Below are 11,647 nucleotides of genomic sequence, written 5' to 3'. Positions count from 1 at the left end.
TCCGGTTCAGTGCGCATCGGAGGAAGGCGGCGCGCTCGTGATCGGCTTCGCGAACATCACCGTCATCAAGCCGAAGAGAAAGCACAGTGCGAGCACGTAGAAGCAATCGGCGAAGGTCAGCACGAGCGCTTCGCGCATCACGAGCGCATGCAGCGATGCAAGTCCCGCCTGCGACGCATTCAGCGCATCGCCCGCGACGGACGACAAATGCGCGGAGCTGCGCGAGAGCAGATCGTCGATGACGGGCCGGCCGATCGTCACGTTCTCGCTCAGGCGCAGGTAATGCAGATTGAGGCGATCGTTGAGCATCGTCGCGCTCACCGCGATGCCGATCGCGCCGCCGAGATTGCGCATCAGATTGAAGAGTCCGCTCGCCGATTTGAGCCGCGACTGCGGCAGCGAACCGAGCGCCATCGTGACGATCGGCGGAACCGCGAATTGCTGGCCGATACCGCGCAGCGCCTGCGGCAGGAGGAGCTGTTGCCAGCCCCAGTCGTGCGTCAGCGGCGTATAGAAGTAACAGCCCGCGCCGAAGCAGATCAGCCCGAATGCGAGCAGCACGCGCATGTCGATGAAGCGCGACGCGAAGCCGTATACGCCGATCGAAAGCAACTGGAAGCAGCCGACGGACAGCAGCGCGAGACCCGTATCGAGCGAATCGAAGCCGCGCACGCGAGCGAGAAACACCGGCGTCAGGAACACCGACACGAAGATGCCGATGCCCGTCACGAACGACAGCACACTGCCGATCGCGAAGTTGCGCACGGCGAGCGCACGCAGATCGACGATCGGGTCTTTCGCCGTGAACGCGTGCACGAGAAACAGGAAACCGCAGATCGCCGAAATCCACGTACATACGATGATCACGTCGTCGCCGAACCAGTTCTTGCGCGGCCCTTCCTCGAGCACATATTCCAGACAGCCGAGAAAGCCCGACATCAGCACGATGCCGAGATAGTCGCCCTTCTTCAGCAGCGAAAGATTGGGCTCGTCGATATGCACGTACTTCGGCACGAGCAGCGCGACCACGAGACCCGGCACGACGTTCAGATAGAAGAGCCAGTGCCACGACCATTGATCGGTGATCCATCCGCCGATCACGGGTCCGATAGCGGGCGCGAGCGACGCCAGCGCGCCGATGGTCGTCGATGCAATCAGCCGCTGCTTGCCGGGGAAAATCACGAAGGCGGTCGTGAACACGGTCGGGATCATCGCGGCGCCGAGCGCGCCTTGCAGGCCGCGAAAGAGGATCATCGAGTTGATGTCCCACGCCATTCCGCACAGCATGCTCGTGATCGTGAAGCCGACCGCCGATGCAACGAAAAGCCAGCGCGTGGAGAACACTTTCGACAGCCAGCCCGACATCGGAATGACGAGAATCTCCGCGATCAGATAGGACGTCTGCACCCAGGACAACTCATCCTGGCTCGCGGACAATCCGCCGCCGATATCCTTCAGCGACGAAGCCACGATCTGGATATCGAGCGTCGCCATGAAGAAGCCGAGGCACATCAGCGCGAACGCGAGCACGCGCTGTCTTATCGGCTGGTTCGCGGGATCGAAGGGAACGGTGTGGGTCATCGCCGCGCTCCTCAGCCGTTCGACTGCTTGGCGAGATGAACCTTCACGGTCGCCGAAAGACCCGGACGCAGCACCGATTCCATGCCCTTCGGCACATCGAGACGGATGCGCACCGGCACGCGCTGCACGATCTTCGTGAAGTTGCCGGTTGCGTTCTCCGCCGGCAGCACGCTGAAAGTTGCGCCGGTCGCGGGCGCGAGACTTTCGACGTGGCCGGTCAGCGGCACGCTGGATGCATCGAGTTCGACATCCGCTTCATCGCCCGCGCGCATCTTCTTCAACTGGTCTTCCTTGAAGTTCGCATCGACCCAAAGTCCCGTCGACGGCACGATGGTCAGGAGCGACGTGCCGACGTTCGCGAGCACACCCACGCGCGCCGTGCGATTGCCGACATAGCCATCGACGGGCGAGCGGATCGTCGTGTACTCGACATTCAGCTCCGCGACGCGGCGCGCCGCTTCGGCCGTGGCGACGCGCGCCTGCGCATCCGCGATCTGCGCTTCGATCACGCTCAACTGGCGCTTCGCCGCCACCAGCGACGCGCCGCTTCGATCCACCGATGCCTGTGCCTTCGTGTAGTCCGCATCCGCGCGTTCGACGATCTGGTTCGACACGGCATCGTCCTTCACCAGCTCGCGATAGCGCACCCGATCCTGCCCGCTGCGCGTGAGCTCAGCCGACGAAGCGCGCACTTCCGCCTGCTGCTGATTGATGACGGCGGCCTGCAACGCATCCTTCGCCTGTAGTTCGACCACCGCCGCGCGCGCGCCCGACAATTCGGCGTCGGCTTGCGCTAAGCGTGCGTCGTAGTCGCGCGCATCGAGGCGGATCAGCACCTGGCCCGCCTTCACGCGCTGGTTGTCCTGCACGAGCACATCGGTGACGAAGCCGTTGACCTTCGGCGCGAGCACCGTGACATCGCCGCCGACGTAGGCATCGTCGGTCGTCTGCACGAAGCGCAGCACGAGCGCCCACCAGGCCACCGCGGCGATCAGCGCGATCCCGACCAGTCCGAGCGCGAGCAGCATCCAGGGGATCTTGCGCGCCGGCCGCGCGAGGGCCGGCGCCGCGACCGATGGAATATTTGTCGTAGGTGTCGTCATTTGTCGTTATAGTGCATATGCACAATTTGAAGTAAGGAAAGGGCGAATCCGCTGCCCGTCATAGCCCGGAAGACTAGATGTGCATATGCACCAAGTCAACCGTCACGGCGCGCACGAGTGAATAACGCTGACGGAAAGAATCGCGGAAAGCCTTGCGTCACAAGGCCTGAAGGCCGATTTTCGAGCGCCCGGACAGCATGCCTTCGTCGGCGCAAAAGCGCACCGCATGTTCGACGAAGGTGCGCACCTTGGCCGGCAGGAGCGCGCGCGTGCTGTAGGCGATCCGGATTTCGATGTGGGCATCGACGCGCTCGTACGCGTCGAGCAACGTGACGAGCCGCCCCGCCGCCACTTCCTGCGCGACGAGCGCCGTCGGCAAAACGCCGATGCCGAATCCCTGCAACACCATCTCGCGATTGAACACCGCGCTGTTCGATGAAATGTCGTGATCGAGCGGCACGCGCAATTCCTCGCCGCCGATGCGAAACGTGAGCGCGGGCTTGCGGATCGATGGCGACATCGGCACGAACACGTGATCGACGAGTTCGGACGGATGGCGCGGCGCGGGACGCTGCGCAAGATACGCGGGGCTCGCGACGAGCACGAGCGGAATGGTTTCGAGCAGACGCGTGACGGCGGTATCGGTGGAGAGCATGAAGGGCAGCACGATCGCGAGATCGTAACCTTCGCCGACGAGATCGATGGGCCGCTCGGTCAGCGTCACGTCGAGGCGCACGTGCGGATGCGCGCGCCGGAAACTCGCGACGACGGGCGCGTAGCGGCTCATCATCACCGTCGTGTGCGCGACGAGCCGCAAGAGGCCAGTCGCTTCGCTCGCGCGGTTGGAGGCGCGCTCTTCCATCGCCTGAAGTTCGTCGAGCAGGCGCGAGCAGTCGGAGAAGAAGCGTTCCGCGGTCTCGGTCAGCGAGATCTGCCGCGTCGTGCGATTGAAAAGCCGGCTGCCGAGCCGCTCTTCGAGACCCGCGATCGCGCGCGACACGACGGGCGGCGACAGGCCGAGTATGTCGGCCGCACGCGCGAAGCTCTTCGCTTCGACCACCGTGCAAAACACCTTCAGGCTCGTCAGATAGTCCATGTGCGTGATCGTGACGCGTGCAGAGAGCCTCGATCATGGCATGAAGCCGCCGCACTCGCACGATGAGACGATCGCGCGGTTTAACGAGCCGGACGAGCATTCACGCGAAAGACCCATGCGCCTAAAGTTCAACCCATGCCATCGCGATGGCCAACCACTGAACGAAGGAGCACACCATGTCACGTCTTTCCCAGGTCAACGTCAACGAAGCCACCGGCGCCGCCGCCGATCTGTTCGCCGCCATCAAGAAGGCCGTCGGCCGCGTGCCGAACGCCTACGCGACCATCGGCACGCACAGCCCCGCCGCGCTACGCGCCACGCTCGACGGCGATGCGATTCTCGCGAAGAGCAGCCTCGACAAGGCGGACGTCGAAGCGATCAAGCTCGCCGTCAGCGAACTCGTGGGCTGTGATTACTGTGCTGCGGCGCATACCGTTGTCGGCAAGATGGTCGGGCTCTCGCAGAAGGAAACGCAGCAGATCCGCGCCGGTGAAGCGACCGGCAATGTGAAGCGCGACGCGCTCGTGAGGTTCGTGCGGCATGTCGCGGGGTCCAGCGGGACCGTCGATGCGGCGCGTCTGAGCGAAGTGCGCGAAGCGGGCTACTCGGAAGCGCAGGTCATCGATACGCTGTTCGCGATGAGTGTCATCAACTTCACGAATCTCGTGAATCGCGTGAACGACACTACGATTGATTTTCCGGCGCTTGTCTGAGGGTCCGCCTGGTTTGGCGGTCGGGACTCTTGTTTTCGCTGGGTCCCGTTTTCGTGTCGGTCTATTAGCTCTGCCCCTCCCCGGGGCGGGGGTCACTTTCTTTGCTGCTGCAAAGAAAGTAACCAAAGAAAGCAGCTTCTCATCGCCCGCGGTCACACGCACGTTAGCCATGCTTGCCAGCCGCCAATGGCACTCGCCTAAGTGTCGCCCTCGAAGGACTCACCGGGCTTGGCTCGCGCACGGTCTGACAAGCTAGTTGTTTCAGGGCGCTGGTTCAGCACCAAATAGCTTCGGCACAGCGCTACGCGCTGCCGTTGGGTATGCGAGGGAAACCATCGAAGAAGAAGCGCGCGCGCACCCGATTGACCCATCGGCCGCGAAGCGGGCCGGAGCTCTTTGGTGCTGAACCAGCGAGGCGAGTGGTGCGATGTGTCAGACCGTGCGCGGTCCAAGCCCTTGTCTGCTTGTGGGGGCACTCGCTACTGCCGGGCCATCCAGCCAATCGCCTGTGCCGCGGCCGGTGTGAAGTGCTTAGGCTGGGGATAGCTGTTTCTTTGGTTACTTTCTTTGCAGCAGCAAAGAAAGTGACCCCCGCCCCGGGGAGGGGCAACGCCAATAGACCGACACGATAACGAGATCCAAAGTCAACAAAGGTCGATATCTGTCCATGCCGAAAGCACCCCAACGCCCCTAACTCCCCCTGCCAAGCCGATCCATGATCGAACTAACAAGATCGACCGGCACCGGAAAGACGATCGTCGAATTCTTGTCGCCGGCGATCGACGTCAGGGTCTGCAGATAGCGCAATTGCATTGCCTGCGGCGCCTGCGCGAGCATCTGCGCCGCCTGCAAAAGCTTCTCAGAGGCCTGCAACTCCCCTTCCGCATGAATGATCTTCGCGCGCCGCTCGCGCTCCGCCTCGGCCTGACGGGCGATCGCGCGGATCATCGTCTCGTTGATATCGACATCCTTGATCTCGACGTTCGATACCTTGATGCCCCACGCGTCGGTCTGCGAATCGAGCACGCGCTGGATGTCGGCGTTGAGGCGTTCGCGCTCGGACAGCAGTTCATCGAGCTCGTGCTTGCCAAGGATCGCGCGCAGCGTGGTCTGGGCGAGCTGGCTCGTCGCATCGAGAAAGCGGGCGACCTGGATCACGGCCTTCTCCGGATCGACGACACGAAAGTACACGACCGCATTCACCTTCACCGAAACGTTGTCGCGCGTGATGACATCCTGCGGCGGCACGTCGAACACGACGGTTCGCAAATCCATGCGCACGACCTGCTGCACGACCGGAATGATCAGCACGAGCCCCGGTCCCTTCACTTTCCAGAAACGCCCGAGCATGAACACGACGCCGCGCTCGTATTCGCGGAAGATGCGCACCGCCGATGCCACGATGAAAATGACGAACGCAATCAGGATGCCGCTGAAACCGAAAGTAAGCCCCATTTTTCAAGCCTCGTTGTAGATGTGTTCAGGAATGACCAGCCTCGCGTTCGCCGTCGATCGGCTCGACGGTCAGCGTCAGGCCATGACGCGAGATCACGCGCACGCGCGCGCCTTCGTGCGGCAACGCTCGCGACGCGGCCGGCTGCACGCGCCAGCGTTCGCCCTGCACGCGCGCCCAGCCGCTTTCGGACTCGTGCGCCAGCATCACGCCGATGGTGCCGAGCATCGCTTCGGCGCCGCTCACCACGGGCCGCTTGCGCGCTTTCAACGCAACGCCCGACACCGTGAAAACGAACAGCGCCGTGAAGAGCGCGAGCCCGACGACGACGCCGATCGGAATGCCGAAGCCCGGCACGTCGGTGTCGATCAGCATGAGCGCGCCGATCGCGAACGCGATGATCCCGCCGATGCCGAGCGAACCGAACGTCGGCAGAAACATTTCCGCGACCAGAAAGCCCATGCCGAGCACGATCAGCCCCAGTCCGACGAAACTGATCGGCAATAGTTGCAAAGCAAACAATCCGACGAGCAGGCAGATCGCGCCCGCGACGCCCGGCAGCACCATGCCGGGATTCGCGAACTCGAAGAAGAGTCCGTACATGCCGATCATCATCAGAATTAACGCGACGCTCGGGTCCGTGATCGTCGCGAGAAAACGGCTGCGCCAATCGGGCTGGAGCACGACGAGCGGCGCGTGTTTCGTCGCGAGAACGCGATCGCCGCTCGCGGTTTTGACATGGCGGCCATCGAGTTTCGTGAGCAGGTCGGGAACATCGCTGGCGGTGAGGTCGATCACGTTCTGCTCCAGCGCTTCCGTCGCCGATAGCGCCACCGCCTCGCGCACCGCGCGTTCCGCCCACTGCACGTTGCGTCCGCGCAGTTGCGCGAGGCCGCGTATGTAGGCGGCGGCGTCCTGCATCTGCTTGCGGGTTTCGGTCGATTGCTCCGAGGCTTCGGCGCGCGCGCCCGATGCGGCCTTGCCCGTGCCCGCCGGCTCGCGCTCAGCTCCGCCCATGCCGAGCTGCACCGGCGATGCCGCGCCGAGGTTCGTGCCCGGCGCCATCGCCGCGATGTGGCTCGCGTAGGTGATATACGTGCCCGCGCTCGCCGCACGCGCACCGCTCGGCGCGATGAACGCGGCCACCGGCACCGGAGAAGCGAGTATCGCCTGGATGATCGAACGCATCGAGAGATCGAGTCCGCCGGGCGTGTCGAGTTCGAGCACGGCGAGTTGCGCGCGCTCGTCCGCTGCCCGGGCAAGCGAGCGCACGACGAAATCCGCGCTCGCCGGGCCGATCGCGCCCTTCAGCGGGATCACGACGACGGGCGCGGTCGCGGCGGCGGCTGCGCTCATCGGCGTGAGTGCAAACCCCATCAGCAATAGCGCGCAGCGTGCGCAAATCCACAGCCAGTCGGCGAGGGTCGTTCTCATCGGCGAAAACCGGACGCGCGCGTGCGCGACGGTTCCTCGTGTTTGGTCTCTCTTTTAGCTTAGGTCAATTGCGAAATCACGGCCGCCGCGTCGTGCGGTCGATGACCTTTTCGACATCGGCGGTCTCGCCGAGTGCCGACACGAAACGCGCCGTGTCGAAATCACGCGACACGCAGCCGTCGAGATAGATGAAGCGGCGTTGCAGCGTGAGCCACAGGCTCGTCTTCTCGCGCCATTGCAGCGACGCGTTCAGCGAATTCAGGCGGCGCGTCACGCTTTCGGCGATCTCCTTGTCGTAGAGATAGCTGTTCGACAGACGGCAGCGGCCCGCGATCCAGCAGCTATTGCCGCGTTCGATGCGGTAATGCGCTTCGTCGAGCCATTCCTGTGCGGTTTCGGACGGGCCGCGCGGCGCGGCGCAATCGGCGATGGCGCTCGATACGTGAAGGAAAGGATCGTTGCCGCGATTCTCGCGTTCGTCGTCGGCGCCGAGCGTAAGCGATGACACCGCCAGCACGGCGATGAACGCGAGCAACTTGCCTATTGAAAGCCTTCTGACCATCGTGCGCGCCTGCATCGAAGCATCGTCCAGACAGCATAGTTCATCGCATCGGAACGAACCGGCGCGCGGGAAGCCGGTAAACTCCAGATGTGGCGCACCGCCCATTCCTCGCATCGAGGCCGACATGAAACAGGCACTCCATCATCTGACGGTCGCGACAGGCTCGCGCGGCCTGCACGAAGTCACCCGCGAAATCGATCGCTGGATCGATCTTCAGGACATTCGCACCGGTTTGTTGACGCTGTTTTGCCGGCATACGTCGGCATCGCTGCTGATTCAGGAGAACGCCGATCCCGACGTGCGCGCGGACCTCGAGCGATATTTCGAGGCGGTGGCGCCGGAAGCGCCCGGCCGCTACGTCCACGACACCGAAGGCCCCGACGACATGCCCGCGCACCTGCGCACCGCGCTCACCACCGTGCAGCTTTCGATTCCCGTCGAAGCGGGTCGCATGGTGCTCGGCACGTGGCAAGGCATTTACGTTTTCGAACATCGGACCGCCCAGCATCAGCGCGAACTCGTCTTGCATCTGATCGGCGAGTGACATAATATACGCACCGCGTATATTTCAGGAGCGGTGACGATGACTCAGGAACTTCAGCAGCAGACGATTCTTCGCGACGCCATGCGGCGCCTGAACATGACCCGCGACGCCTTCGCTGCGCGCATCGGCGTGACCCGGCGCGCACTCGATACCTGGCTGCTGCCGGACGAATCGCCGGAATCGCGCGCGATGCCGGAAATCGCCGCACGCTACGTCGGCGAGATTCTGGGCGGTATGCCGGAAGCGGGTGCATATACGCAAAGCGCATATCAAGCGATCGAATTCGAAGGCCGTCCGCAGTTGCTCTCGATCGACCAGTTCTCGCGCGAATCCGCCGAAGCGCTGTTTCGCACGGCCGACATGATGCAGCCCATCGCGCGCCGCAAGAAGATCACCCGCGTGCTCGAAGGCGCGGTGCTCGCCAATCTGTTCTTCGAGGCGAGCACGCGCACCCGCGTGAGTTTCGGCGCGGCGTTCGCGCGCCTTGGCGGCTCGGTGTGCGACACGACCGGCTTCACGTTCTCGTCGATGGCGAAGGGCGAGTCGATCTACGATACGAGCCGTGTCATCAGCGGCTACGCGGATGCGATCGTCGTGCGGCATCCCGAGCAAGGCTCGGTCGCGGAATTCGCGCGCGCGACGAACATTCCCGTCATCAATGCCGGCGACGGTCCGGGCGAACATCCGAGCCAGGCGCTGCTCGATCTCTATACGATCCAGCGCGAGTTTTCGCGACTCGGGAAGATAGTCGATGGCGCGCATATCGCGATGGTCGGCGACCTGAAGTACGGGCGCACCGTGCATTCGCTCGCCAAGCTGCTCTCGCTTTACAAAGGGCTGAAGTTCACGCTCGTGTCGCCGCGCTCGCTGGAGATGCCGGCGCATATCGTCGAGCGGCTCGCGCGTGGCGAACATGTGATCGAACAAACGAGCGACCTGCGCGCGGGACTCGCGGGCGCGGACGTCGTGTATGCGACGCGCATTCAGAAAGAGCGTTTCGCCGACGAGTCCATCGAAGGCTATACGCCGGATTTCCAGATCAATCAGGCGCTCGTCGACGATGTGTGCGGACGCGATACGCTCATCATGCATCCGCTGCCGCGCGACAGCCGCCCCGGCGCGAACGATCTCGCCACCGATCTGAATCACGATTCGCGCCTCGCGATTTTCCGCCAGACCGACAACGGCATTGCGGTGCGCATGGCGATCTTCGCGGTGCTGCTGGGCGTCGAGCATCAGGTGCGCCATTCGATGCGCGATGCGGCGTGGAAATCGCCTGCTTCCATCGGCCCGGACGATGCCGTGTTCCAGGGCTTCGATTGACACGTTTTTTATACGCTGCCGCTATCTCTTAGCGTGACGTTGACGAAAGCCGGCCTATGCTTCTACACAAGGAAAACGTGATGGAGCAACGGTCATGGATATGTCGCTTGCGTGGGTTGCCAGCCGCAAAACATTACACGACGAAGGGTTCGGCGCATGTCAGCGTGTGCGCATTCTGGCGCTGGCGCATTTCGCGGATAGCGAGGCGTCGCGGGAACGGATACGCGCGCTGTTTCATTCACCGCTTGGCATCTATGTGAGTCAGGCGCAACGCGAGGGCTGCGAGTTGCGGCTCGAATTCGATACCGCTAGCGAAGATCTCGCCTTTACGTTGCGCACGCTGAAACGCGTGCTGCCGGAAGCGCGTGTCGAGGGAATCGCACCGCGCGTGTTTGCGCATCGGGTGAATACGCGCGGCGCGAGTTGACAACTCATGCTTTCGATCGCTCGACCAGATCCGGATGATGCTCACGCATAAATTCGGCGTAGGGTTTCATCCGCTTGAAGTCTTCCTCGGTGAGTTCGAAGGTGTCCGGATCCAACGCGATACCCCGGTTGATTTCCGCGTCCTCCTCGTCTGTGGGAAGAATAAAACCTTTATACGTCCGTTCCATTTTGCTTCATCTCTCTTTTGTTTGCGCGGCGCAGGCTGATGATGCGCCGCGCTTCGTTTCTCCACGTGAGTACCACGCAGAACATACGGCCGCGGATAGGCGCATAGCCCACCTCACGAACCTCTCCATAATCGCGACGATCGTCCACTTCCAGCACGACATCGTCCCACGCGATCTCTCTCGCAAGACCGAGCGATACGCCGTGCTGAATTCGATTGATCGCGTCCTTCAACGGGTCAAAAGTAATGTCGTCGAAGAGCATTCATTGTGGTTCCCAAAAGTAGAAGTGACAAGGCACGAAAGTTCTGATTTGCGGACCGTCATTTAATCCGAACTCCGAAGCATTCGCGTCACTTCATTCTTTCGCAAAACCTCAAGGCTTTTCTATAGACCGATTGGCCAGCGCGCACGAGTGATCCTGCAGCTCTTCCGACGATGCCCAGTCGCCCGGCTGAACGTGATCGTTGAGCAGAAAGAACACCGGTGCGCCATCGCTGCGCACGGCGCCCGCGAGCAGCAGTGTCTGTTCGCCCATCGTCTGGCCGCGACTGGCGGCATAGGGCGCGAGCAGCTTGAAGGGATCGATGTGGGTCAAATCGGCATCGTCGATGCGTATCGCGCTGTAGACATGACCTCGCAGTCTCACCGGCAGCGGCTTCCACTCCGTGCCAATGCCCGGTCCCACTTCTCGCAGCGTCTGCGCGACATCGGACGCTAGGCAATCGATATGAATGTGCAACTGATTCTGCGTGCGCCCGCTCGCGGAATTGATCGCAAGCGAAACTTCATCGCGTGGCAAGGTTCTGCGCAACGCGCGATCCACATAAACGCGCGCATTCCACGCGTCGCGAAAATAATTCGGCGCATCGGGTTCGAGCAGCTCGGGACTTTCGATGCCGCTCACGCGCGCAGTCGGAATCAGCAGATACTGCGCGATGCCGACGAGATCCTTCAGCACCGCATAGCCGCCCGTGAGATTCACGTCCGCGCATTTCTGCTGAACGTGCGCGCCCTCGGCGGCCGGCTCGCAATAATCGTGGACGATCTCCCACAGCGCATTCGGATTGGCCGCGCACGCGAGCGGCAGACAGAGTGCGCACAGCGCGGCAAGACGACGGAGTTTGAATGTGGTTTTCATCGGCATGATTCGGCGGCGCAAAAAATAGACAGGCTGCCGGATTATGCTTGCAAGCGCGTGAACGCGTCTCCGAATGCGACAAAGCC

13 protein-coding genes are annotated in these 11,647 nt (G+C 62.7%); 4 read left to right on the top strand and 9 right to left on the bottom strand.

Annotated elements, in window-relative coordinates:
* Positions 1–6 precede the first annotated feature (6 nt).
* From PQR08_RS04170 to PQR08_RS04160, 3 genes are all read right to left on the bottom strand, one after another.
* Positions 7–1,581: a DHA2 family efflux MFS transporter permease subunit gene (locus tag PQR08_RS04170; RefSeq protein WP_187606526.1), complete on the bottom strand. Its 1,575-nt coding sequence runs from the start codon at positions 1,579–1,581 to the stop codon at positions 7–9.
* Between the two features lie 11 nt (positions 1,582–1,592).
* On the bottom strand, positions 1,593–2,684 hold the full coding sequence (locus PQR08_RS04165; RefSeq protein ID WP_238217161.1) for an HlyD family secretion protein: 1,092 nt from the start codon (positions 2,682–2,684) through the stop codon (positions 1,593–1,595).
* A gap of 157 nt (positions 2,685–2,841) precedes the next feature.
* Positions 2,842–3,780, bottom strand: coding sequence for a LysR family transcriptional regulator (locus PQR08_RS04160; RefSeq protein WP_250484487.1), 939 nt, complete (start codon positions 3,778–3,780; stop codon positions 2,842–2,844).
* A gap of 176 nt (positions 3,781–3,956) precedes the next feature.
* Here PQR08_RS04160 and PQR08_RS04155 point away from each other — a divergent pair, with 176 nt between their 5' ends.
* A complete protein-coding gene (locus tag PQR08_RS04155; protein WP_238217165.1) occupies positions 3,957–4,493 on the top strand; it encodes a carboxymuconolactone decarboxylase family protein in 537 nt (178 codons plus the stop codon).
* 690 nt (positions 4,494–5,183) lie between these two features.
* On the opposite strand, the gene PQR08_RS04150 is transcribed toward PQR08_RS04155, so the two are convergent.
* From PQR08_RS04150 to PQR08_RS04140, 3 genes are all read right to left on the bottom strand, one after another.
* Positions 5,184–5,948, bottom strand: coding sequence for a slipin family protein (locus PQR08_RS04150; protein WP_187605086.1), 765 nt, complete (start codon positions 5,946–5,948; stop codon positions 5,184–5,186).
* A 25-nt stretch (positions 5,949–5,973) separates the two neighbouring features.
* Positions 5,974–7,380 carry an NfeD family protein gene (locus PQR08_RS04145; protein ID WP_408161061.1) on the bottom strand — a complete coding sequence of 469 codons (1,407 nt, stop codon included), beginning with the start codon at positions 7,378–7,380 and terminating at the stop codon, positions 5,974–5,976.
* A 76-nt stretch (positions 7,381–7,456) separates the two neighbouring features.
* Positions 7,457–7,957, bottom strand: coding sequence for a BON domain-containing protein (locus PQR08_RS04140; RefSeq protein WP_250484484.1), 501 nt, complete (start codon positions 7,955–7,957; stop codon positions 7,457–7,459).
* A gap of 109 nt (positions 7,958–8,066) precedes the next feature.
* On the opposite strand from PQR08_RS04140, the gene PQR08_RS04135 reads away from it, so the two are divergent.
* The 3 genes from PQR08_RS04135 to PQR08_RS04125 all read left to right on the top strand — a co-directional run bounded on the left by PQR08_RS04135 (position 8,067) and on the right by PQR08_RS04125 (position 10,236).
* A complete protein-coding gene (locus tag PQR08_RS04135; RefSeq protein ID WP_187605087.1) occupies positions 8,067–8,486 on the top strand; it encodes a secondary thiamine-phosphate synthase enzyme YjbQ in 420 nt (139 codons plus the stop codon).
* 39 nt (positions 8,487–8,525) lie between these two features.
* Positions 8,526–9,809 carry an aspartate carbamoyltransferase gene (locus tag PQR08_RS04130; protein WP_187605088.1) on the top strand — a complete coding sequence of 428 codons (1,284 nt, stop codon included), beginning with the start codon at positions 8,526–8,528 and terminating at the stop codon, positions 9,807–9,809.
* A gap of 94 nt (positions 9,810–9,903) precedes the next feature.
* Positions 9,904–10,236, top strand: a complete 333-nt coding sequence (locus tag PQR08_RS04125) for a hypothetical protein (RefSeq protein ID WP_187605089.1) — start codon at positions 9,904–9,906, stop codon at positions 10,234–10,236.
* A 4-nt stretch (positions 10,237–10,240) separates the two neighbouring features.
* Here the strand turns inward: PQR08_RS04125 and PQR08_RS04120 are convergent, their stop codons facing one another.
* From PQR08_RS04120 to PQR08_RS04110, 3 genes are all read right to left on the bottom strand, one after another.
* Complete coding sequence (locus tag PQR08_RS04120; RefSeq protein ID WP_187605639.1) at positions 10,241–10,423, bottom strand: hypothetical protein; 183 nt, start codon at positions 10,421–10,423, stop codon at positions 10,241–10,243.
* On the bottom strand, positions 10,407–10,685 hold the full coding sequence (locus PQR08_RS04115) for a BrnT family toxin (RefSeq protein ID WP_035501495.1): 279 nt from the start codon (positions 10,683–10,685) through the stop codon (positions 10,407–10,409). The genes PQR08_RS04120 and PQR08_RS04115 overlap by 17 nt, the downstream gene beginning before the upstream one ends.
* Positions 10,686–10,796: 111 nt before the next feature.
* On the bottom strand, positions 10,797–11,561 hold the full coding sequence (locus PQR08_RS04110; protein ID WP_250484483.1) for a CDP-diacylglycerol diphosphatase: 765 nt from the start codon (positions 11,559–11,561) through the stop codon (positions 10,797–10,799).
* Positions 11,562–11,647: the final 86 nt, after the last annotated feature.

Origin of the sequence: Caballeronia jiangsuensis, assembly GCF_046030135.1 — a bacterium.
Taxonomy (GTDB): Bacteria; Pseudomonadota; Gammaproteobacteria; order Burkholderiales; family Burkholderiaceae; genus Caballeronia; species Caballeronia jiangsuensis.
The sequence above is the reverse complement of the archived record's forward strand: the minus strand, read 5'-3'. Positions and strand labels throughout refer to the sequence as shown.

Bases quoted from the DNA above. Each gene is read 5' to 3' on its own strand.
- PQR08_RS04170 (WP_187606526.1), bottom strand. From the start codon at position 1,581: ATGACCCACACCGTTCCCTTCGATCCCGCGAACCAGCCGATAAGACAG.
- PQR08_RS04155 (WP_238217165.1), top strand. From the start codon at position 3,957: ATGTCACGTCTTTCCCAGGTCAACGTCAACGAAGCCACCGGCGCCGCC.
- PQR08_RS04130 (WP_187605088.1), top strand. From the start codon at position 8,526: ATGACTCAGGAACTTCAGCAGCAGACGATTCTTCGCGACGCCATGCGG.
- PQR08_RS04160 (WP_250484487.1), bottom strand. From the start codon at position 3,780: ATGGACTATCTGACGAGCCTGAAGGTGTTTTGCACGGTGGTCGAAGCG.
- PQR08_RS04125 (WP_187605089.1), top strand. From the start codon at position 9,904: ATGGATATGTCGCTTGCGTGGGTTGCCAGCCGCAAAACATTACACGAC.
- PQR08_RS04150 (WP_187605086.1), bottom strand. From the start codon at position 5,948: ATGGGGCTTACTTTCGGTTTCAGCGGCATCCTGATTGCGTTCGTCATT.
- PQR08_RS04165 (WP_238217161.1), bottom strand. From the start codon at position 2,684: ATGACGACACCTACGACAAATATTCCATCGGTCGCGGCGCCGGCCCTC.
- PQR08_RS04115 (WP_035501495.1), bottom strand. From the start codon at position 10,685: ATGCTCTTCGACGACATTACTTTTGACCCGTTGAAGGACGCGATCAAT.
- PQR08_RS04110 (WP_250484483.1), bottom strand. From the start codon at position 11,561: ATGAAAACCACATTCAAACTCCGTCGTCTTGCCGCGCTGTGCGCACTC.
- PQR08_RS04120 (WP_187605639.1), bottom strand. From the start codon at position 10,423: ATGGAACGGACGTATAAAGGTTTTATTCTTCCCACAGACGAGGAGGAC.
- PQR08_RS04140 (WP_250484484.1), bottom strand. From the start codon at position 7,957: ATGCAGGCGCGCACGATGGTCAGAAGGCTTTCAATAGGCAAGTTGCTC.
- PQR08_RS04135 (WP_187605087.1), top strand. From the start codon at position 8,067: ATGAAACAGGCACTCCATCATCTGACGGTCGCGACAGGCTCGCGCGGC.
- PQR08_RS04145 (WP_408161061.1), bottom strand. From the start codon at position 7,380: ATGAGAACGACCCTCGCCGACTGGCTGTGGATTTGCGCACGCTGCGCG.